This window comes from Mycobacterium sp. NGS64, assembly GCF_059812245.1.
This window is the reverse complement of the sequence record NZ_JCALCI010000002.1, coordinates 795,229-817,193: the sequence shown is the minus strand read 5'-3', so window position 1 is coordinate 817,193 and position 21,965 is coordinate 795,229. Positions and strand designations below refer to the sequence as shown.

The following is a 21,965-nucleotide window of genomic DNA, read 5'->3' as shown; positions in this document are numbered from 1 at the left end:
GAGCGCTATCTGATTTAGTTGCGCAATCTAACGGCGTTTCTCCGAGGACCTTCCGAGTTTGTCTGCCGTCCAATTCAACACTGACGATTCGTCGGAAGCGCGGATACCGGCTAGCAGGGTATGACGATTGCCGTCAGCCACAACGACAGGCCTCCGCGGCGGCGCCATGCTTGGTGGGAGTGTGGTGCGCGGAGGTGCGCCCACCGAAAGCCTTGGCTTTGAGGACTTTTCGAACACTTCTGTTTAGGAGCAAGCAATGACTGACCAACTCATCGGCGCCCACAACGGGCTGCACAGCGAGGAGGGCGCGCGACGCGGCGAGCACCCGGGGCGCTCGGCCAACCCGGTGATCAAGGTCCACGACGTCGTCTGGCTGGAGTTCGAAAAGCCGGACCTCAAGAAGGCCGAGGAATTCGCGGCGGCGTTCGGGTTCAGCGTCGCGCTGCGCACCGACGACGAGCTGCACCTGCGCGGCAGCGACGCCGGCGCGCCCTGCGTGCTGATCCGGCGTGCACACCGCTCACGCTTCGTCGGCCCGGCCTTCGTCGCCGCCGAGCAGTCGGACCTGCTGCGGTTGGCCGACGCGACCGGCACCACCGTGCGTGCGCTGCCCGAAAGCCTGGGTGGGGTCACGGTCGACCTGGTCGACCCCAGCGGCATCCCGCTGCGGGTGGTGTACGGCGTTCACGAGCGGCCCGAGCTGCCCTCGCAGAAGCCCCACGTGTTCAACTTCGGGGCCAGCCACGACACCGTCCGGGCGAACGTCACCCAGCGGCCACCGCGGGTGCCCGCCCGGGTGCAGCGCCTCGGACACATCGTGCTGCAGACCCCGAAGTACATCGAGGCGCTGAATTGGTACCTGGACCACCTGGGGCTCATCGTCAGCGACTTCTGCTACTACCCGGGCCAGCGTGAGCGCGGACCCGTCATGAGCTTCATCCGCTGCGACCGCGGCTCCACCCCGGCCGACCACCACACCCTGGCCATGGCGCTGGGCCCGACCCACCGCTACGTGCACTCGGCCTACCAGGTGGCAGACCTGGACGCGTTGGCCGCCGGCGGCGAATTCCTGCGCGAGCAAGGCTATTTCCGCTCGTGGGGGATCGGCCGGCACATCCAGGGCAGCCAGTTGTTCGACTACTGGCGCGACCCGGAGGGCGACTTCCTGGTCGAGCACTACGCCGACGGCGACATGTTCGACAACACGCTGGAGCCGGGCTGGGCGCCGCTGACCGCCTCCGGCCTGTACCAGTGGGGTCCGCCGCCGAGCAAGGACTTCCTCGGCGTAGGCACCCCGAAAGAGACCGCGCGCGAGGTCGCCCTCATGGTCGACGCGCTGCGCCACGACAACGAGTTCGACCTGTCCGCGCTGCGCGGGCTGTTCGCCGTAGGCAATTCCTAATAACCACAACCCATTCCGAGAAGAGTAAGGACCTTGCAATGACCGTCTCGATACTGCGCACCGCCGAGGCATGGTGGGTGCAGACGCCCAACGGCGCCGCCCGCATCCGCACTCACGCGACCACCACTGCCGGGGTGCTTGCCGACCGCGTCGCGATTGAGGCTGCTCAGCACTCGGCCGACACCGTGCCGACGGCGAATCTGGAGCTGGTCTCGCCCGTCACGACCCCGTGCCGCCTGGTGGCTCAGGCCACCAACTACGCCTCGCACGTGCGTGACGTCGGGCGCGACCCGGCCAAGACGCCACTGACGTTCTTCCGCAAGGCTTCTGGCTCCGTCACCGGCCCGTTCGGTGACATCGTCAAGCCCGCTCACGTGCAGCTGCTGGACTACGAGTTGGAGATCGGCCTCCTGATCGGCCGCGAGGTTCCCGTGGGCACCGAGGTGACCGAGGACAACCTGGCCGACTTCGTGCACGGGCTCGTCGTGACGAACGACGTGTCGGCACGCGACGTGCAGCTGACCAAAGCCCAGTTCTTCGAGTCGAAGTCATATCCGACGTTCACCCCGGTGGGGCCGGCCGTGGTGCTGGTCGATGCCGACGAACTCAAGCGCTTCGGCGACCTGCGGCTGCAGCTGCGGGTCAACGGCGAGTTGCGCCAGAACATGGTGGTGGAGGGCGACATGCTCTTCTCACCGGTGCAGGCGCTGCAGGCGCTGGCGAAGTTCCAAAAGCTCGACGCCGGCGACCTGGTACTCACCGGCACGCCGGTCGGGACCGCGCTCACCGCGCGCGGGGTCGAGAACCCACACCAGATGGACCTGATGACATTCCTTGCCGGACAGGCGAAGAACCCCAACTACCTGCACCACGGTGACGTCGTGGAGGCCACGGTGGCCACTGACGACGGCGTAATCGACCTGGGCACGCAACGCAACAAGGTGGTCTACGCATGAACGTACGCATCAATGCAAATTCGAATCCGGGCTCACTGCCGGACTACGTGCCGGTGATCATCGTCGGCGCCGGCCCCACCGGCATCACCGCGGCCACGCTGTTTGGCCAGTACGGGATTCCGACGCTGGTGCTCGACCGGCACGAGACCGTCTACCCGCTGCCGCGGGCGGTGCACGCCGACGACGAGATCTACCGGATCCTGGCCAGGCTGGGCATCGGCGATGAGTTCGCCGCCCACCGGCGGGCGGCCGAGGGTCTTCGGTTGCTGGACAAGGACTTCCGGGTGCTGGCGGAGCTCAAGCGCAGCACCCAGCCCAGCGCCAACGGCTACCCGCAGATGAACATGTTCGACCAGCCCGAGTTGGAAGGGATGATGCGCACCAACCTCAAGCGGTACCCGCACGTGACGTTGCGGGGCGATGTCGAGGTCACCAGCGTCACCCAGAACAAACACGGCAAGGTGCGGGTGAGTTTCCTCGACCGGGTGCGCGGCGGCCAGCAGTCCGTGGAGGCTAGCTACTTGCTGGGCTGTGACGGCGCCAACAGCATCGTCCGGGCGTCGATCGGCTCGCACATGTACGGGTTGCCGTTCCAGCAGGAGTGGATCGTCATCGACGTCGACACCGATGCCGAGCTCAACCAATGGGAGGGTTGCCACCAGCTGTGCAGCCTCGAGCGTGCCGGTACCTACATGCGGGTCGGACAGACCCGCTACCGCTGGGAATTCCGGCTTCTCGACGGGGAGAGCGCCGCCGACTACCAGACCATCGAGCACATCGAGCCGTTGATCAAGCCGTGGCTGGGCGACGTGCCGGCGGACCAACTCAAGCTGGTGCGCGTCACCGCCTACACCTTCCGTGCGCAGGTGGCCAGCAGCTGGCGGGATCGCAACGTGTTCGTGCTCGGCGACGCCGCCCACCTCACGCCGCCGTTCGTCGGCCAGGGCATGGCGGCTGGTCTGCGTGACGCACTGAACCTGACCTGGAAAATCGCTGGCGTGCTGGGCGATTCGCTCCCGGAGAGCGTGCTGGACACCTACGAGCAGGAGCGCAAGGCCCATGCGGCCGCCATGATCATGATGGCCGTGTCGGTCGGGGCGGCGATGACCGGGGGCGGCACGGCCGGCGACCTTGTCCGCAAGGTGGTGTTCCCGCGGCTGCAGAACTTCCGGCTGCCGGGAACTCGCACCAGCGCCGCCGATGGCGTCGCGCCCGGGCTGCACCGATCGGAGTTGGTGGTCAAGTCCCGCGTGCCGGGACAGCTGGCCGGAACGCTGTGCCCTAACCCGGTGCTGCGTGATGGACTGCGCCTCGACCAGATCATTGGCAACCGCTTCGCGCTGATCACGTCGGCGTGGGTGAGCCCGACGCAACACAAGGAGCTCGACAGCCGAGGGGCCGTCCTGGTTTCCGTCCCGCGCGACAGCCAACTCGGCAAGTGGCTTCGGGCGGGCCGGGCGTCCGCCGCGATCGTCCGACCGGACGGCGCGGTCATGCAGGCCGGCAAGGACATTCGGGCGATCGTTGAGGCCGTGCCGTCGTTCTCCGTCGGCCAGGCCGCGGAAGCCGAAAGCGAGCTCCGATGACCGAGCTGCTGGTGCTCAACGACGGCAAGCAGGAGATGCAGGCCGTGTCCCTTGACGGCACCCGCGTGCGGACCCTGATAACCGGGCTCGACGAGCGGGCCGACGGCATCGTTGTCGACCAGTCGCGCGGCCACGTGTACTGGACGAACATGGGCGCTCCCGACCCCGGGAGCGGCCCACGTTCGGAAGCTGCGTACGCCCGTAACGGCTCAGTGGAGCGCGCCGATCTCGACGGCACCAACCGCGTCACGATCGTGCCCCGCGGGGCGTTCGCGACCGGCAAGCAGCTCGCCGCCGATTTCGAGGCAGGGGTGCTGTACTGGTGCGACCGCGAGGGCATGCAAGTGTTGACCTGCAACCTCGACGGCAGCGACCTGCGCCCGCTGGTGGTGCCGGCGGTGGGCGACGAGGCCGCACGCACGATCGCCAACCACTGCGTCGGCATCGCCGTCGACCTGGGTCGCCGGCTGCTGTATTGGACGCAGAAGGGTGCGCCAAAGGCGGGCGAGGGCAGGATCTTTCGGGCACCGCTCGACCTGCCGGACGGCGCCGACCCGCAGCACCGCGACGACGTCGAGCTGCTGTTCAAGGACCTGCCGGAACCGATCGACCTGCACCTGTTCGGTGACGCGACGCTGGTTTGGACGGATCGGGGCGCCGAGCCCGACGGCAACACGCTCAACCGGGCAGTGGTGCAGCCGGGCGTCGGTACACCGGAGATCCTCTCCCGCGGATACCACGAGGCGATCGGCGTCGCGGCAATCTCCGAAACAGAGTTCTTCGTCGGCGACCTCGGGGGCGGCATCCGCTACGTCAACCTCGACACCGGAGTCGACACGGAGCTGGTGCACCTGGGCTTCGGCCTGACGGGTCTTGCCTTGGCGGAGATCTAGGCCCGCGAGCAGACGCGGAATCGCACCGGGCCACCCCCGGGGATGCGATTCCGCGTCTGCTCGCCGTCATGAGAGGTAATGGGATTGAGCGCGTGGATTGACTTGTGGCACAACATAACACCGGGACAGGGCACACTGCTGGGCGGCGCCTTCGTCGTGCTGGCCGGTATCATTGCCTTCGGCACCGGTTCGCTCGACCGAAGGTCGCAGCACAAGCGCTTCCACTACGAGGAGATGAAGAAGCTGTACAGCGAGGCCTTGAGGATTGGCAGGGACCTGGAGATCCTCAAGGCGTTGCCGCCCGACGTCCGACGGGAAGCGCTCGCTGACAAGGCCGAGGCGATCGACTGGGTCATCAGCGAGCTTGCTCTGACCGGCAACTTCAAGACCGCCGACCTCGCCATCGCCTACGCGTATCAGCAGTCTGTCCAACTGGCGGAATGGGTGCGGCAGGTCGAAACCGACGAGGGTTTGACCGGGCGACTCGACTTGTGGCTGGAAAGCATGCCCGAGGGGCAGCGCGAGGCGCTCAAGGTTTACGAAAACGACAAGGTCAAGCGCCAAGACGTGGTGCAGGCCGCGCGCAGGGAGCTCGGCCTCTACGTACCGGTGTGGTCGCGTTACCGTCGTGTGCTACGCGAGAAACTCAACAGCGATCAGTTCCCCCTGAACTGACGCGGCCGCAGGGTCTTTCACGCCCTGACGGTGGTGACAGGCACGCGTGTGTGCGCCGGTTTCCGATTGTGTTTGAGCGCCCGGTCGAGTGCAGCTAGCCGGAACCCGGCACGGCCGTCAGCAGGGACGACAGCTCGAGGCTCGCGCGCGATGCTGGAAGTGTGAAGGCCGCGGGCGGCACGAAAGCGTCTGCGGCGCAAGGATGCCGGGCGGTTGCGGCCGACCGGACGTGACACCGACGAGAAAGGCGGGATCGGCCAATGCTGATCATAACCGTGCTGCTGGCGCTGCTCCTGCTGAACACCGTCGCGTGGGCCCTGCATGACAGCCGGACCGTCGTCGAGCGCCACCAGGAGGTGCCTTGGCGATGACCGCAACACCCAGCCCGCTGGTGGCCCGCTTCATCCGTCGCTACGGCTACTTATCCGGCACCGGTCGGCCCGCGGCGCCCGAAAGCGCCTGCGTTACCAGCCCTAGCGGGCGAGCACAGCCGCCGAAGTAAAACGGTTACTCAGGGGACGGGATTCCCCGCCATTATCCGATGTAGCTTCGACGCGGAAGCATGTTGGGCCGCATCAACGATCGCAGGGTCGTGCCGTCGGCGGCCGCCGCCCGGCCGCGCGACGCCGCGCCCGCCGCCAGGGTCGCGGGCGCGCCTGCCAGGCTCACCGGGGGGGCCAGATCCCCGAGATCGGTTTCGCTGACCAGGTTGACCGGCAAGGCTTTTGAAACGCCGGATGTCGCGGAGGTGAGGGTGCCCCAACTCGGCGGCACCGATAGCGTGCCAAGGGCGGGCGCCCGTCCCATCTGGGCGGCTACCGATCCGCCGAGCTGGGCGGGGCCCAATGCCGGTCCCATCGAGCCGAGAGTGCTTGCCACCTGGGTCAGTCCGGCGCTCACGTCGGTCAGTGCGGCGGCGGTCGAGTCGGCCGCGGTCGAGCCCGAGTTGAACAGCGAGGCCGCCGCCAAGATGATGGAGGGGATCGTCGCGAACGCGCTGATGCCGGAGTTGATGTGGTCGGGCGCTAGCGCATCGTTAATGTCGGCGAGGATTTGCTGGACGATCGTGTCGATCGACGGCCCGCTCGAACTGGCTATGGATTTGGAGACGGCGGCGCTCTGCGCGCTCAAGCCGGCGGGGTTGGTGTTCTGCGGTGGTTCGGTGAACGGGGTGAGCGTCGCCGCGGCGGCCGACGATCCGGCGTACCCGTACATGGCGGCCGCGTCCTGTGCCCACATCTCGGCATATTGCGCCTCGGTCGCCATGATGGCCGCGGTGTTGATCCCCAGGAAGTTGGTCGCAACCAGCGCCGCCAGCTGGGCGCGGTTCGCCGCGATCAGCGGCGGTGGCACCGTGGCCGCGAACGCCGACTCGAAGGCCGACGCGGCGGCCTGAGCCTGGGTGGCCGCCTGCTCGGCTTGTGTGGCCGCACCGCCCAGCCATGCCGCGTACGCCCCGGCGGCCGCGGCCATCGATGCCGAAGTCGGACCGCGCCACCCGTCGGCGGTCAGCCTCGATATCACCGCGGTGTAGGAGGCAGCCGTCGAGTAGAGATCTGCGGCCAGCTTTTGCCAGGCGGCCGCGGCGTCCAGCATCGGCCCCGAACCCGGACCCGAATAGATTCGGCCACTGTTGATTTCCGGGGGCAGGGCTCCGAAGTCCATGGCGCGTCCCGATCAGCCTGCGGCGGCCGCGTTGGCGGCGTCAGTGGCGGCGTAGGAACCGGCGGAGGCCTGCAACGTAGAAACAAAAAGCTGGTGTATGGCGTCCGCCTGCGCGCCGACCTCCTGGTACAGCACCCCGTGCGCGGTGAACGCGGCCGCCGTGAGCGCCGACACCTCGTCGGCGGCGGCTGGGACCACGCCCGTAGTGGGCTCCGCCGCAGTCGAATTCGAGGCGATCAACGCCGAACCGAGCGCCGCCAGGTGCCCCGCCGCGGCGTTCAGCGCTTCGGGCTGCGCGATGACGAACGACATGTTTCCTTCTCCCCGTGCCGGTTTGGTGATGTTTCCAGCAAGCTCAACGCATAGCATTGCGGAGGCGGTGCGCGGATGTCGTCGGCGCTAGCATCCGACCTGACTTCCTGCTAGCCGTAATAGCATTCGCCGACTGGTCGATCATGCTGACCGAGCTACGTTGCGATGGCCGGTGATTCGGTTCACAACGCCGACGCGCTACCGGCTGCCCGGGGGTCCGGATTCCCGTTGCCCGTAACGACACGGCGGGTGCCGGCGCGGCATGCTGAGGACAAGACGTGGGCGATTGCGCACCGCAACGGTGCGCCGGGCAGCGGCGAAAGGCGAAGAGAATCATGTCCTTTGACGGCGGCGGCCTGGGCGGACGCCTTCCCCTCTACGAGGCGGAGGCGCTCGATCCAGAGCAGCGGAAGCTCTACGATTGGCTGATGGGCGTCGCGGTCCCGTGGGCGAACGCCGCCAAGTTCCGGGCCGGCACCGAGGATGGCCGGCTGATCGGTCCGTTCAACCCGGCCCTGCTCACCCCGGCCATCTCCTCGGCCTTTCTCGGCCTGTCGGTCGCCGAGCAGAAGAACACCTCGCTGAGCAAGCGCAGCAGGGAGGTCATCATCTTGACGGTCGGGGCCGTCTGGCGGGCTCCCTACGAGCTGTACGCGCATTGCGCCGTTGCCCGCCAGGTCGGCCTGCCCGACGATGCCGTGCGGACGCTGGCCGACGGCTCGCTGCCGGCGACCCTCACCGCGGACGAGGCGGTAGTCCATCGCGTCGCCCGCGCGCTGTCGACCGAGCATCGGCTCGACGAGGCGCTCTACCGCGAGGCCGAGGCATTGCTCGGTGCCGCTGGGGTGCTGGAGGTGGCGGTGCTGACCGGCATCTACCACACGGTCTGCGCGATCCTCAACGTCTTCGAGATACCCACGCCGCGCCCGTTGAGCAGTTAATACACGGGAGACATCCGGCGCAGAAGGGTGTTAGGTGAGAAGCGGGTACGGCCTGTGTGAGGTAGTCGATGGCTGATGGCGTGGACACGCTGGTTGGCGAGAAAGTCAACGAAAGCCCGCGAGCACGGGTGGAGCGGCTTTTCGTGGCGGACGGCACCGTCATCCGCAAACAGCCGTTGGGGCCGGACGCGCAGCGCCGACTGGAACACGAGGTCGCTGTTCTGGAGCGACTGCGCGGGGTGACCGGTGTGGCGCAGCTGCTGGACGCGCCGCGATATCCCGCGTCGATCACCCTTGCCGACGCCGGGCGGGCAAGCCTTGCGGAGGCGGTAAAGCCGGTCGGGGCGGACGACCTGATCGACCTTGCGGCGGCATTGGCCGGGGCGGTTGCCGGTATGCATCGCCGCGGCGTGATCCATCGTGACATCTGCCCCGCCAACATCGTGACGTCGCCCGACAGCGGGCCCTGCCTGGTCGGGTTCGGGTTGGCGATGTCTCTCGGTGAGATTCGGCCGGAATTCACCCACCACAGCCAGATCGTCGGCTCGCTCGAGTACGTGGCGCCCGAGCAAACAGGACGAACAGGTCGTCCCGTCGATCAGCGAGCCGATTTGTATGCGCTGGGCGCGACCTTGTATGAGTTGAGCACCGGTGGACCGCCTTTCGGTTCGGGAGATCCGTTGCGGCTCACGCACGACCACTTGGCACGGGTGCCCCTGCCGCCCAACAAGGTCAATCCGGCGCTGCCCGCGGTGTTGTCGGCGATCATCATGCATCTGCTGGAAAAGGAGCCCGACGAGCGCTATCAGTCGGCCGAGGGCGTGCTTCACGACTTACGGCAAGCGCGCGTCCCCGGTGCGTCGAGCGCGGCTGCGCCCCGGGTCGGCGCGCGGGATTTTCCCCTGCGATTGCTGCCACCGTCGCGACTGGTCGGTCGCGATGACGAGGAGGCGGCGCTGCGTGCGGCGTTCGATGAGGCGTCGGCTGGGCGTTGTCGGGCGGTATTAGTCGGTGGGGCACCGGGGGTGGGCAAGACGGCGTTGATCGATCAACTGCGGCCGGTGGTCACCGCCGGAGATGGCTGGTTCGCGGCCGGCAAGTTCGACCCCTATCGCCGCGACCTGGAGTTCGACGCCCTCTATCAGGCCTCGTGCGCGCTGGGCCGGCTGCTGTTGGCCGAGCCCGACGATGAGCTGGCCGCGGTGCGCGCGCGGATCTTGGACGCGGTCGGCACGAACGCTGGTCTGGCGACCGCGACATCGCCGGAGTTCGCGGCGCTCCTGGGTGTGCCGCCGGACGCGGGCGATCCGCTGACCGCGGAAGTGCGATCACAGCGCGCGGGCGTGGACATGTTGCGCGCGGTCGCCTCGCCGACGCGGCCTTTGGTGCTATTCGCCGACGACCTGCAGTGGGCAGGGCCGACACCGCTGGGCTTCATCGACCTGCTGCTCAGCGAGGAGCCCATAGCGGGGCTGTTGCTGGTCGCCGCGTATCGCGACAACGAGGTGGACGCCACCCATCCACTGGCCGCGCCCGTGGCCCGCTGGTGTGATCGACCCGACGTAGTACACCTGCGACTGGACAACCTGTCTGTGCCCAGTTCGGTCACCATGGTCGCCGAGATACTGCACGTGGACCCGGCCGCGGCCGGCAGGCTGGTGGACATGATCCAGCCGCGCACTGGCGGAAACCCTTATGAGACAGTCGAATTCATCAACGCGCTGCGCCGCCGGGAGGTGTTGACGGCGACCGCGACCGGATGGTGCTGGGACGACGCGTCGGTGCGCGCCCACTTGGGTCACTCCGGAGTCGCCGAGCTCTTGGGGGCGCGCGTCGACGCGATGGCGCCCGCGACTCGACAGGTGCTCGAGGCGATGGCGTGTGTAGGCGGCCGAGTCGGACTGCGCGTGTTGGCAGCCGCGACCGGCGAGCCCCCACAGCTGGTGGACCAGCAGCTGATACCCGCGCTCGACGAGGGACTGCTGGTTATCGAGGCCGGCGCGCGTCAGGCCGTGCGGTTCCGGCACGACCGCATCCGCGAGGTGATCCTGGACCGGCTCGACCCGGACCACCGACGCGGGCTGCAGCTTGCCATGGCCCGACGACTCGCCGACGTGCCGGGGTTCTTCGCCGTCGCCGCCGAGCAGTACCTGCCGGTGATCGACGCCGTCCGGGATCCCGCGGAACGCCCTGCGGTGGTGACGTTGTTACGGCGCGCCGCCGAACAGGCGTCGCTCGTCGGGAACCACTGGCTGGTCAACACCCTGCTCTCTGCCGCGCTGCGACTCATCGCTCCGGCCGAGCGCGCCACGCTCATCGAGGTGCACACCGGGCGCCACGCCGCTCTGTACAGCATCGGGCGCCTCGATGCCGCCGACGAGGAGTACCGCACCATCGAGCAACTGTCGAAAACGGCACTCGACCGCGCCGAGGCGATGGTGGTGCAGGTGCGCAGCCTCACCCACCGGAACCGATTCACGGACGCAATCGAGCTCGGCGTGGACGCGCTGCGCCAATTCGGCGTCTCGGTGCCGGCTGCCGACGCGCTACCCGCCGAACTCGTCGACCACTTCGGCCACCTTTACAAGTGGCTGGAGCATGCCGAATCCAGCGATGGGATGGCCCGGCCCGCGATCAGCGACCCCACGGTGCTCGCCGCCACCAGTCTGATCAACGCGATCCTGCCGACGGCTTACTTCGAGGGGAACCTGGCCTTGCACGGGTGGCTGTGCATGGAGGCGCTGCGCATCTGGCGCGAGCACGGGCCCGCACGGACCTTGCTCGGCCCGGCCAGCACCGCCGCCTTCGCTGCCATAGCGCTCGGTGACTACGCCGCCGCATATCGGGCTTTGCAGCGGATTCTCGCCCTTGGCGAGGCCCGCGGCTACGAGCCCGACACCTCGCAAGCACGCTTGATGTTCTCGGTGCTGGCCTGCTGGTTCGAGCCGCTCGAGAACAGCCTTCGCGCGGCCCGGCGCGCGCGCGAGGGGCTGACTGCGGGGGGCGACCTGGCCAACGCGGGCTACAGCTACCACCACGCCGTGGCGGGACTCATGGATTGCGCGCCGGCGCTGGAAAGCGTTGTCGCGGAGCTCGATGCGGGGCTCGCCTTCGTGCGCCGGACCGGCAGCGAACAAAGCGGCGAATCGCTTGACATCTACCGCTGGTTGGCGGGCGCACTGCGCGGGGAAGGCTCGGCCACAGCCGGTGAGTTGGACCTCATCCAACGGCACGCCGACAATGCGGTGGCGCAACTCTTCTCGCGCATCGCATGCGCCATCGTCGCCGCCATCTTCGGCGATTTCGTCAGCCTTGCTCGTCACACCGAACAGGTGATGCCACTGCTGCCCGCCGCCCCGGGCATCTACCTGACCGCGATAGCGAGGCTGCTGCGCGGTCTCGCCGTGGCCGAACAGGCCCGGACCGCAAAGGGTCTCGACCGCGACGAAGCCCTGTCGGAACTGGACGAGGTGACCCGGTGGTTGGCCGAACGCGCCGCAGACGCGCCCGTCAACTTCCTGCACCTGGTCCGGCTGTTGGATGCCGAAAGAGCCTGGGCCGCAGGCGATTTCCGCGCCGCGGTCCTCGCTTTCGACGCCGCCCGCCGCGAGGCCCGCCAGCGCCAACGGCCCTGGCATAGGGCCCTGATCATCGAACGCGCCGCCTTGTTCTTTCTTGCCCACGGCGTCGAACAAGCCGGGTACGAACTGCTTGCCCAGGCCCGCCAGGACCACCTCGCCTGGGGTTCCACCGCCAAAGTCAAGCAGTTGGATTGGGCTTACCCGACCCTGCGACCGGGCACCGAAACGGCCGGCGATCAGACGCTCGACGCGGGCGCGCGCCACGCGGCGGTGAGCAGCGGAACCATTGACCTCCTCGGCATTTTGTCGGTGTCGCAGGCGCTGAGTTCGCAGACCAGCATCGAGCCCCTGCACGCCCGGGTGGTCCAGGTACTGAGGGCGATGACGGGCGCAAACGTCGTTCAGCTGGTGCTGTGGAACGACGAGCGGCAAGCCTGGCTGCTGCCCGCGCCGGAGGGCGGCAAGGCGCCTCTTGAGACACTCGAACGCCAACAGAAGGTCCCGCTATCGGTGCTCCGCTACCTGCAGCGGCTGCGTGAACCGCTGGTCGTCGACGACGCGATGCGAGATGACCGATTCGCCCGCGACCCGTACTTCACCGATGTCGATTGTTGTTCGCTGCTGGCCCTCCCGGTCGTCAACCGCGGCACGCTGCAGGCGGTGCTGCTGCTTGAGAATCGCCTCATCCGCGGTGCCTTCACGACCGAGCGTCTTGACGCCGTCAAACTCATCGCCGGCCAACTGGCCGTCTCCCTCGACAACGCGCAGCTCTATGACCAGCTCAGCGCCTCACGCGCGCGGATCGTCGCCGCTGCCGACCAGGCCCGCCGTCGCATCGAACGTGACCTGCACGACGGTGCGCAACAGCAGCTCGTTTCCCTCGCGATGTATCTGCGCATGATGCGCGAAGAGGTGGCGCCCGACGGTGAGCTGGCGAAGCAACTCGACCGTGCGGCAGGGCAAGCCACCGATGCACTCGATGCCCTGCGCGAGCTGTCCCGCGGCATCCATCCTGCCGTCCTCACCAGGGGCGGGCTCAAACCCGCCTTGCACGCGCTGATCCGACGCTCGCCCGTCCCCGCTCAGCTCCAGCTGGACGTGACGGGGCGGCTGCCCGATCAGGTCGAGGTCAGCGCCTACTACATCATCGCCGAGGCATTGACCAACGCGGTCAAGCATTCACGCGCTGACACCATCACGGTGACCGTGGCTTTGGACCTCCCCGCCGGCCGCCTACGCATCGAGGTCTCTGACGACGGTGTTGGCGGCGCGGACTTCACCGGAGGCACGGGGCTGGTCGGCCTCAAGGACCGCGCCGAGGCGCTGGGCGGGCAGATCGATCTGCGAAGCCCGATCGGGGCGGGCACCACGATACGCGTCGATTTCCCGGTGCCAAGCCCCGATGCGGGCGCGCAGGCGTGACCAACCCGCTTGACCGAAGCGGCGATCGCGCGCCTACCTGCTGGCCGGTATCGGGCCCTTGCAGCCAGCTTCGATGTGCGGCGCTGCGCCCGAGCCCAGACTGGAGCACGGCGCCCCACTACCCGACGCACAGCATCCCGCGCCGCCAGTGCCGACGTCGCCGGGATGGAGTTTCGCTATGAGATGGCGCCAGGTTCGTCACGCAGGCGGGCACCGGCGCATCCGTGCGGCACTGCGGAAGCCCGATGCCGGTGACTGACCTCAAGCCTCCTCGGCTCGTTCACGGATCCGATCTCGCCGCCGACGAGTCGACCATCCGATCCCCCGGCCGGGCCCAGCCGCCAGGCCGACGCTGGCCGCGGACGTGGATGGTCGTCGGCGCGCCGCTCTGGGCCGGCGTTGCTGTGGCCGCGGCGTTGATCGTCGCCGAGACAATTGTGGTGCGGCTGCTTGCCTCGGTGGCGCCCCACGAGACCCTCGGGGCGGTGTATCTCTTCGGCGTTCTTGTTGCTTCGTGGGGCTGGGACACCCGGCTCGCGGTGCTGACCACCCTGGTGAGCGCCGTGGTGTACCTCGAGGTCCACCTCGGCGCGGACGGCAGGTGGCTGCCGGCCAGCCCCGCGGGTCTCCTGCCGCTTGCGGTGTTTTTGCCCATCGCGCTGCTTGCGAACGCGCTCGCCGGCCTGGCCCGGTGCCGCGCCTTGGAAACCCGGCGCGCGGCAGATCAGGTCAGCGAGCTGGCTCGGCGCCAGGCCGCTCTGCGCAGGGTGGCGACGCTGGTCGCCCGGGGCGTGGCACCCGCCGAGGTATTCACCGCGGTCGCAGACGAAGTGGCCAACGTGTTCGCGGCGGACAACTGCATTCTGGTGCGCTATTCGGGCGACGACTCGTGCGAAGTGGTCGCGGCGTACGACCGAGTTCGGCTTGAGAAGATCCCGGTCGGTGAGGTGTTCTCCCTCGAAGGCGACAACGTCGGCACGATGATTTTCCGCACCGGGACGACGGCTCGGATGGACAGCCACGACGGCGCGGCCGGTCCGATTGCCGCCGCGGTGCGCGCTGTGGGCCTCCGGTCGGCGGTGGGCGCGCCCATCGAGGTCGACGGGAGATTGTGGGGAGCGGCGATCATCGCCACTTCCGGCCCGGAACCGCTGGCACCCGAAACGGAAGCGCGCCTCGCGGATTTCGCCGAGTTGGTGGCCACGGCGATCGCGAACGCGCAAGCGCGCGACGAGCTCATGGCTTCCCGAGCGCGCATCGTCACCGCCGCCGACGAGGCGAGGCGTCGTATCGAACGCAATCTGCACGACGGTGCGCAGCAACGACTCGTCACATTGAGGATGCGCATTCAGGCGGTGCAGGAGTCGCTGCCTGCCGACAGCGCCTTGCGGTGCGACATCGCCGTCTTGGGGCAAGATCTCGCGTCGGCCAGTGAGGAGTTGCGCCAGTTGTCTCGCGGCATCCATCCGGCCGTGCTGTCCAATGCCGGCCTCGGTCCGGCGCTGCGTGCGTTGTGCCGGGGCGGCCCCATGCCCGTTGAGCTGGTACTTGACGGCGAGCGTCGGTTGCCCGAGTCCCTTGAGGTGGCTGTCTATTACGTTGTGGCGGAATCGTTGACCAACGCCGCCAAGCATGCCTGCGCCTCACGGGTCGACGTCACCGTCGACATCGAGGACGCGTTGGTGCGCCTCTCGATCGTCGATGACGGGATCGGCGGCGCGGATGCCAGCGGATCTGGGCTCATCGGCTTGAAGGACCGGGTGGAGGCGCTGGGCGGCCGCCTGGACATCACCAGCCCCAAGGGTGAGGGCACCGCGCTGAGGGCCGAGATCCCTTGCGCATGAACGTCAATGGGCCGGGGCGGTCCGCGTCGAGTCTGCGCTCAGCACGCGCACGCACGGGCTAGCGCTGACCATTCCGGTCGGTGCCGAGGGTGGCCTGCGCGGTCATGGGAATGCCCACGCTGTCGGCGAAAGCGAGCGTCACCGAGGCGCCGGGTTCCTTGGATTGAACCGCGGCGATCAGGGTGTCACCGCTGTCGATGGTTTGGCCGTCGACTTTGGTAATCAGCGCGCCCTCCGGCAGCCCGGCCGCCGCGGCCGGGCCACCGGCCAGCACCCGGGTGACCCGGGCGCCGTGGCCGCCGGCGTCGCCGGCCGCCTCTACCCCCAGCCAGCCATGCGACGCCTGACCGGTGGCGACCAGTTCGGCCGCGATGCGGCTGGCGTGATCGACGGGAATCGCGTAATTGAGTCCGATCGATCCGTGCGCCGCAATGCCCGCGTCCTCAGCGCCGGGCACCACCCCCTCGGCCGCGTTTATTCCGACCAGTGCGCCGTCCATGTCGACGAGCGCGCCGCCCGAATTGCCCGGGTTGATCGCGGCGTCGGTCTGGATCGCGTAGAAAGCGCTCATCGGAAGGTTGGGGTCGGTTGCGGGCCGGATCAGGCGGTTCAGCGCGCTGACGATGCCGGCAGTGACAGTGCCGCGCAAACCGAGCGGAGATCCGACGGCCACCACCGCTTGACCGACGCGCAGGCTGGCCGACGAGCCGATCGAGATCGCGGTCAGCCCCGAAACGTCCCGCGCCCGCCCGATCGCAATATCGCTCTTGGGGTCGGTGGCGATCACGTCGAACGGCGCGCTGCGGCCGTCATACAGGGTCACGACCGCGTTCGTCGGGGGGTGCCCCGCACCGCTCATCGCAGCGACGACGTGGTTGTTGGTCAGGATCAGCCCGTCCGCGGAGAGAATCACCCCTGAACCCAGCCGAGACTCGTTGCCGTTGTGAAGTTGCAGGGTCACCACGCTCGGCAACACCTTTGCGGCGACCTGCTCGATCGAGGAGGGCCCGGAATACGGCACCGTCAGCGCGGGACCGGATTCCTGCGAGGGGCTGCCGACGGCGAGGGGATGCGCAAGCAGGGCAATGGCGGTGACGACCGTCGCCAGGAAGACGGCGACCTCGAGAACCCGGGCGACCAGCGAGGCGCCGCGGGCCAGCGCCCGCCTGCCCGTTGGCGCCGCAGTCGCCCGTTGCGACGGGCAGCTCGGGTACGTCGGTGACACGCATCGGCAGCCGTAGTCAACTGACATGCGTGCGTCCCCACTTCCTGTTCACCTGCGCGCGAATCGCTTTCGCGTTCCAGCATGGCGGGGATAACCGCGCGTGTCGTTACCGGCAACGCCAATCGGTATACGGCGCTAGCGGGTATTCAGCCGGCATGCCCGACGGCTTTGCGGATGGCGGCACCCGACAGGGCGGACTTGGGAATGAAGGCCAAAGCCGGGCTGGCCGCGACCAACTCAGAGAAATCCTCTTCGGCGTGCGTGGAGATCAGGATGGTCGGCACCTCGAAGCCAAACCCGTTGCTGTGCAGCATCTCGACGACCTCGAAGCCGCTCTCCTCGCCCAGATCGATATCGACGAGTGTCACGTCGGGCCGCAGGTCCTCGACACATTTGAGCCCTTCCGCGGAGGAGTTTGCCACGGCGACCACGTCGATGCCCTGACGCTCGAGCAACCGCGTCGCGGCATCGAGGAAGTCGCGATTGTCATCGACAATCACGCAACGCGTTCGCGCACCAGCAGTCACCAGTTCAGTGTGGGGTACGCGCGACCCGATCGCATGGAGGCTAGCAGGAAATCTATGGCGGTTCGGGAAGGTTTCGCCGGGACGGCGTCGTGAGTCGGCCGGTTGCTACCGGCTACCGGTAATGCCTGGACTGCGGCTGACGGCAACGCCCTACGGTTGCCAGCGGTGCAGACGCGGGTCGGCGCAGCGGCAATCGTAAGGCTTTGACCCGATACGCGCCGATAAGGCGCCGTTCAGCCCGCGACACGAAAGGCGCACCATGACCCTGCCAGCGGAATTGACTGCCCATGCGGAGCCCGGGGCCGGGTTCGAAAGCCAAGTCACGCCCCTGCTCGGCGACCTGCACCGGCATGCGCTGCGGATGACCCGGCACCACGCCGACGCGGAGGATCTCGTCCAGGACACGATGGCGAAGGCCTTCGCGGCCTTTGACTCCTTCCGGCCGGAGAGCAACATCTCGGCCTGGCTGTATCGCATCCTGGCCAACACCCACATCAGCAACTGCCGCAAGGCGCAACGCCGGCCGGTACAGCATCCGCCTGAGGGAATCACGGATATCCACTACCTGACGAGCGCCGCACACTCGGGCACGGGTCTGCCCTCGGCGGAAGATCAGGCCCTCAAGCGCTTCGGCGATCAGGACGTCATCGCCGCGATGCGTGCCCTTCCCGAGCAGTTCCGCGCCACGGTGTACTACGCGGATGTACAGGGCATGCCATGCAAGGAGATCGCCGCGATGATGAACGCACCGGTCGGCACCGTTGTGTCCCGGCTGCATCGGGGACGGCGGCGGCTGCGCGGGATGCTCGGTCAGTCGCACCACGGCCAAGCCCGCGGCGCGTCAAGGGAACTGGTGCAAACGGCGTAACGTCAGCGTGAGTCGAGAAATGTGATGACCGCGCGGACGCGACGGTGGTCGTCGTCGGTTTCCGGCAGCCCGAGTTTGGTGAGGATGCTGCGGACGTGCTTTTCCACCGTCCCCTCCGTCACCCAGAGCCGTCGTGCGATGCCGGCGTTGGAGCGGCCCTCGGCCATCAGCTCCAGCACCTCCAACTCGCGCGGGGACAACGCCGACAGCGGATCGTCTCGGCGCCGCCCGGACACCAGCTCCTGCACCACCGCGGGGTCGACCACCGAAGCTCCTTTGGCGATCCGCTGCAAGGTGTCGACAAAGTCGGCGACATCGGTGACGCGGCTCTTGAGCAGATAGCCGATGCCGCGACCGCTGGCGAGCAACTCCATCGCGTGCTCCACATCCACATGCGCCGACAGCACCAGAATCCCGGTGTCGGGAAGTTCCTCGCGGATCACCCGTGCGGCCTCGAGACCTTCCGTCGTGTGCGTGGGCGGCATCCGGATGTCCACCACCACCACGTCAGGAGTGGTGTTGCGCACCAGCGCCAGCAGCTCGACCGCGTTGCCCACCTGACCGACGACACTGAATCCGGAGCGGTCCAGCAGGCTGGCCAGTCCCTCCCGCAGCAGGGTTTCGTCGTCGGCCACCACCGCGCGCAGCGGGGCCGGCTCGCTGCCCGCCTCGGCGGCGCTTGTTTCCGTTGTCAATGCCGTGTCCTTCCGCATCGCCGCTGAGGAACCATCTTGCCTCTTGCTTTGTCCGTTTTCCAGCAATTACGCGGGCCTTGGAGTCGGGTGGCGACGCCTGACATTCCGCGTCGTCAGGACGGGTCGGCCCTGCCATGGCGCGACTCGGCTACGTTGGGTTCCGTCGGAGCCAGCCCCTCGAGGAGTTGCGATGAACGCACCCAGCCCGGACGCGATCCGTGCGGAAACCATCACCATCACCGGCCACGGCGGCGACGAGATCGAGGCCTACCGTGCGTCGCCACTGGCCGAAGGGTCGCGCGGCGGCATCGTGTGGATCCACCACATGCCCGGCTACGACCGGGAAACCAAGGAGTTCGTGCGGCGGCTCGCGGTCAGCGGCTATCACGCCGTCGCCCCCAACCTGTATTCGCGCGAGGCGCCGGGCGCCGCGCCCGACGACGCCGCCGCGACGGTGCGGGCCGCCGGCGGGGTGCCCGACGAGCGTCTGGTCGGCGACGTCGCCGGCGCGGTCGAGCACCTGCGATCCTTGCCGGGCGCCAACGGGAAGTTCGGCGTCATCGGGCACTGCTCGGGCGGGCGGCACGCGTACCTGGCGGCGTGCTCGCTGCCGTTCGACGCCGCGGTGGACTGCTACGGCGCGTTCATCGTGGAGGACCTACCGGAGGGCATGCCCAAGGCCATGCAGCCGATTCTGCACCTGGCGCCGAAGCTGAGCTGCCCGCTCCTTGGGCTGTTCGGGGCCGACGACCGGTTCCCGGCGCCGCCCGCCGTGGCCACCCTGGACGCCGAGCTGACCAAGTTCGACAAGCCGCACGAGTTCCACTCCTACGAGGGTGCGGGCCATTCGTTCTTCTCCGTCGACCGGCCGGCGTACCGGCCGGAGGCGGCCGTCGACGGCTGGCGGCGCATCGACGAATTCTTCGCCACCCACCTGAAAGGCTAGGCGTCCCAGCCCATGTGCACATACCTCACCGAACACGTGCGGATCGACGGCAGCGGCAAGGGAAAGAGCGGCTGGTTCGGCGCCAGCCGCGCCACGGTGTACGTCGACCATCCCGTCCACGCGCCCTACGGCCACACGGTCAACATCGACGTGATCAACCCGGAGCTGGGCCCCGCGGCGCGCGTCGCGCTCGAACTCACCGAGGAGAGCGCCCTCGCGCTGGCCGACGCCATCCACAAAGCGATCGCGAATGCGCCGGCCGGGCTGGCCTCGAAGGACCAGCCGTGAGCCCCGAGCGGGGCTACCCGCAGATGGCCGCCACCCGCGGGCGCATCGAGCCCGCGCCGCGCCGGGTCCGCGGTTATCTCGGCCACGACCTGGTCTTCGACACCACCGCGGCCCGCTATGTGTGGGAATTGCCTTATTACCCAGCGTATTACGTGCCGCTGGTGGATGTCCGTACGGAGTTCCTGCGCGACGAGGACCACCCGCAGAAGGTGCAACTCGGTCCGTCTCGGCTGTACTCGCTGGTCGGCAAGGACCAGACCCATCCGTCGGCGGCGCGGGTGTTCGACGACGGCGACGGCCCGGTGGCGGGCACCGTGCGATTCGAATGGGATCCGTTGCGGTGGTTCGAGGAAGACGAACCGATCTACGGCCACCCGCGCAACCCTTATTCGCGGGTCGACGCGCTGCGCTCGCACCGCCATGTCCGCGTCGAGCTGGACGGAATCACCCTCGCCGACACCGGATCCCCGGTGCTGCTGTTCGAAACCGGCCTGCCCACAAGGTATTACATCGACCCGACCGACGTCGCGTTCGAGCACCTTGAACCCAGCCCGACCCAGACGCTCTGCCCGTACAAGGGCGTGACGTCCGGCTATTGGTCGGTGCGGGTGGGCGATACCGCGCATCCGGATCTGGCGTGGACGTATCACTACCCGCTGCCGGCGGTCTACCAAATCGCCGGGCTGGTGGCCTTCTACAACGAGAAGATCGACATCACCGTCGACGGCGTCGCGTTGCCCCGGCCGCAGACGCAGTTCGGCTGACCAGGAGCTTCACGTCGCGCCGCGGGACGACGGCGATGCCGCGCGGCACCGAGCGGGGCGGGCGCCTGCGGCGCTCTCGCCGCGGCATGCTCAGCTCCGCCGAGCGCATGATGGTGCCCACCGCGACGGCCATCTCGTAGTTCGCGAAGGCCGCCCCCAGGCAGCGCCGGTGCCCGCCGCCGAAGGGCAGGTACTCGAGCGGTGTCGGTTTGTCGACGAGAAACCGATCGGGATCGAACCGGTAGGGGTCGTCCCACAGTTCGGCGCTGAAATGTATGGCGGGCAACGCGATCCCGACGATGTCGCCAGCGCGATACCGCACCGATCCGATGGATTGCGGTTCGATGAGCTTGCGCAACACGATCGGCACCGCGGGGTGCATCCGCAGCGTCTCGTTGAGGATCGCGGACAGATAGGGCAGTTTTGGCATGTCGTGCGGCGCGGGACCGGCGGCGAGCTCGTCGACGAGTCGCGCGCGGATGCCGGTGTCGCGGTGAATGTGGTACAGCGCCCACGCCAGCGCCGCGGCCGTGGTGTCGTGGCCGGCGATCACCATGGTCCGCAGCTGCTGGTGGAGGTCGTCGTCGTCGAGACCCGATCGCGCGTGGTCGTTTTCGCGCAACAGGTCGCCCAGCACCGCATCGTCACCGGGACAGCTGCGGCCACGCTCCATCTGGCCGGCCAGCATGCTCTGGAATTCGGTGCGCAGGCGCACCAGCCGGGCCCACGGGCCAAGTCCGGCGAAGTTTCTGCGCAGGGCTGGCAGCAACAGCAGCGACGCGGTGTTCGCGTTCATCAGCGCGGACACCACGCCGGCGTACTCTTCGGTGCGCTCCTGGTCCACCCCCAGCACCGTCTCGATGATGATGCGCAGCGTGATCGCCTGGGTGGTGCGATGCAGCGCCACCCGGTCACCGGGGCGCCACGACTCCACCTCGGCGAGCACCGCTTGGGCGATCGCGTCCGAACGCCGGCGCATCTGGGCGCCGTGAAACGCCGGCGACAGCAGGCGGCGCTGCCTGCGATGGTGCTCGCCGGAGGTCAAGATCACCGAATCCGGCCCCACGATCGGCTCGATCGGGTTGGGCGTCGGCGCGCACAGGCCCTCGCGCGGCGTCGTCAAAAGTTGGCGAGCGTCGTGCGCAGTCGTGACGAAGTGCACGGGGCCGAGACCCGGGAACATCACCACAAACGGGTCGCGACGGTCGGCGCAGTGACGAAAGTAGGACTCGGGATCGAGTCCGACGCGCAGCGACCGCGTCCAGTCGCGCAAGAGACGTACGCGCGCCTCCCGCAAATCCGTCCGCGTGGGCGGCCTCGCCGCTGTCTGTAATTGCGTCATACCTACTTGACACGAGCCACCCCATTGATTAGT

General features: G+C 68.3%; 18 protein-coding genes. 12 read left to right on the top strand and 6 right to left on the bottom strand.

Annotated features, from left to right (window positions below):
- The first annotated feature begins 256 nt into the window (after positions 1 to 256).
- The 5 genes from AC5Y4S_RS12165 (at position 257) to AC5Y4S_RS12145 (ending at position 5,512) form a co-directional block, all read left to right on the top strand.
- Positions 257 to 1,402, top strand: a complete 1,146-nt coding sequence (locus AC5Y4S_RS12165; RefSeq protein WP_500033009.1) for a VOC family protein — start codon at positions 257 to 259, stop codon at positions 1,400 to 1,402.
- Between the two features lie 38 nt (positions 1,403 to 1,440).
- The gene (locus AC5Y4S_RS12160) at positions 1,441 to 2,358 is read left to right on the top strand and encodes a fumarylacetoacetate hydrolase family protein (protein WP_500033008.1); all 918 of its coding nucleotides are present in this window, start codon (positions 1,441 to 1,443) and stop codon (positions 2,356 to 2,358) included.
- The gene (gene mhpA, locus AC5Y4S_RS12155; protein ID WP_500033007.1) at positions 2,355 to 3,944 is read left to right on the top strand and encodes a bifunctional 3-(3-hydroxy-phenyl)propionate/3-hydroxycinnamic acid hydroxylase MhpA; all 1,590 of its coding nucleotides are present in this window, start codon (positions 2,355 to 2,357) and stop codon (positions 3,942 to 3,944) included. Before AC5Y4S_RS12160 ends, mhpA begins: the two co-directional genes overlap by 4 nt.
- On the top strand, positions 3,941 to 4,837 hold the full coding sequence (locus AC5Y4S_RS12150) for a hypothetical protein (RefSeq protein ID WP_500033006.1): 897 nt from the start codon (positions 3,941 to 3,943) through the stop codon (positions 4,835 to 4,837). Before mhpA ends, AC5Y4S_RS12150 begins: the two co-directional genes overlap by 4 nt.
- Positions 4,838 to 4,921: 84 nt before the next feature.
- On the top strand, positions 4,922 to 5,512 hold the full coding sequence (locus tag AC5Y4S_RS12145; protein WP_500033005.1) for a hypothetical protein: 591 nt from the start codon (positions 4,922 to 4,924) through the stop codon (positions 5,510 to 5,512).
- A 534-nt stretch (positions 5,513 to 6,046) separates the two neighbouring features.
- Here AC5Y4S_RS12145 and AC5Y4S_RS12140 read toward each other — a convergent pair.
- Positions 6,047 to 7,177: a PPE family protein gene (locus AC5Y4S_RS12140; protein ID WP_500033004.1), complete on the bottom strand. Its 1,131-nt coding sequence runs from the start codon at positions 7,175 to 7,177 to the stop codon at positions 6,047 to 6,049.
- Positions 7,178 to 7,189: 12 nt separating this feature from the next.
- Complete coding sequence (locus AC5Y4S_RS12135; RefSeq protein WP_500033003.1) at positions 7,190 to 7,489, bottom strand: PE family protein; 300 nt, start codon at positions 7,487 to 7,489, stop codon at positions 7,190 to 7,192.
- 335 nt (positions 7,490 to 7,824) lie between these two features.
- On the opposite strand from AC5Y4S_RS12135, the gene AC5Y4S_RS12130 reads away from it, so the two are divergent.
- From AC5Y4S_RS12130 to AC5Y4S_RS12120, 3 genes are all read left to right on the top strand, one after another.
- Positions 7,825 to 8,430, top strand: a complete 606-nt coding sequence (locus tag AC5Y4S_RS12130) for a carboxymuconolactone decarboxylase family protein (protein ID WP_500033002.1) — start codon at positions 7,825 to 7,827, stop codon at positions 8,428 to 8,430.
- A gap of 68 nt (positions 8,431 to 8,498) precedes the next feature.
- The gene (locus AC5Y4S_RS12125; RefSeq protein WP_500033001.1) at positions 8,499 to 13,433 is read left to right on the top strand and encodes an AAA family ATPase; all 4,935 of its coding nucleotides are present in this window, start codon (positions 8,499 to 8,501) and stop codon (positions 13,431 to 13,433) included.
- Between the two features lie 245 nt (positions 13,434 to 13,678).
- On the top strand, positions 13,679 to 15,277 hold the full coding sequence (locus tag AC5Y4S_RS12120; RefSeq protein ID WP_500033000.1) for a GAF domain-containing sensor histidine kinase: 1,599 nt from the start codon (positions 13,679 to 13,681) through the stop codon (positions 15,275 to 15,277).
- Positions 15,278 to 15,335: 58 nt separating this feature from the next.
- Here AC5Y4S_RS12120 and AC5Y4S_RS12115 read toward each other — a convergent pair whose 3' ends face one another.
- Positions 15,336 to 16,529 (bottom strand): S1C family serine protease, encoded by a 1,194-nt coding sequence (locus tag AC5Y4S_RS12115; RefSeq protein ID WP_500032999.1) that lies wholly within the window; start codon positions 16,527 to 16,529, stop codon positions 15,336 to 15,338.
- A gap of 119 nt (positions 16,530 to 16,648) precedes the next feature.
- The gene (locus AC5Y4S_RS12110) at positions 16,649 to 17,029 is read right to left on the bottom strand and encodes a response regulator (protein ID WP_500032998.1); all 381 of its coding nucleotides are present in this window, start codon (positions 17,027 to 17,029) and stop codon (positions 16,649 to 16,651) included.
- Between the two features lie 259 nt (positions 17,030 to 17,288).
- Between AC5Y4S_RS12110 and AC5Y4S_RS12105 the strand changes: the two genes are divergently transcribed.
- Entirely contained in the window at positions 17,289 to 17,897 is a 609-nt protein-coding gene (locus AC5Y4S_RS12105; protein WP_500032997.1) for a sigma-70 family RNA polymerase sigma factor, read from the top strand.
- Between the two features lie 2 nt (positions 17,898 to 17,899).
- Here AC5Y4S_RS12105 and AC5Y4S_RS12100 read toward each other — a convergent pair whose 3' ends face one another.
- Entirely contained in the window at positions 17,900 to 18,544 is a 645-nt protein-coding gene (locus AC5Y4S_RS12100) for a response regulator (protein WP_500033306.1), read from the bottom strand.
- 238 nt (positions 18,545 to 18,782) lie between these two features.
- Between AC5Y4S_RS12100 and AC5Y4S_RS12095 the strand changes: the two genes are divergently transcribed.
- Genes AC5Y4S_RS12095 through AC5Y4S_RS12085 form a run of 3 tightly spaced genes read left to right on the top strand, consistent with a single transcriptional unit; the run spans position 18,783 to position 20,590 of the window.
- Positions 18,783 to 19,538 carry a dienelactone hydrolase family protein gene (locus tag AC5Y4S_RS12095; protein WP_068179544.1) on the top strand — a complete coding sequence of 252 codons (756 nt, stop codon included), beginning with the start codon at positions 18,783 to 18,785 and terminating at the stop codon, positions 19,536 to 19,538.
- 12 nt (positions 19,539 to 19,550) lie between these two features.
- Positions 19,551 to 19,826, top strand: a complete 276-nt coding sequence (locus AC5Y4S_RS12090; RefSeq protein WP_068104395.1) for a DUF6295 family protein — start codon at positions 19,551 to 19,553, stop codon at positions 19,824 to 19,826.
- A gap of 23 nt (positions 19,827 to 19,849) precedes the next feature.
- The gene (locus AC5Y4S_RS12085) at positions 19,850 to 20,590 is read left to right on the top strand and encodes a DUF427 domain-containing protein (RefSeq protein WP_500033305.1); all 741 of its coding nucleotides are present in this window, start codon (positions 19,850 to 19,852) and stop codon (positions 20,588 to 20,590) included.
- Here the strand turns inward: AC5Y4S_RS12085 and AC5Y4S_RS12080 are convergent.
- The gene (locus tag AC5Y4S_RS12080) at positions 20,541 to 21,863 is read right to left on the bottom strand and encodes a cytochrome P450 (RefSeq protein WP_500032996.1); all 1,323 of its coding nucleotides are present in this window, start codon (positions 21,861 to 21,863) and stop codon (positions 20,541 to 20,543) included. The genes AC5Y4S_RS12085 and AC5Y4S_RS12080 overlap by 50 nt on opposite strands.
- Between the last annotated feature and the right edge of the window lie 102 nt (positions 21,864 to 21,965).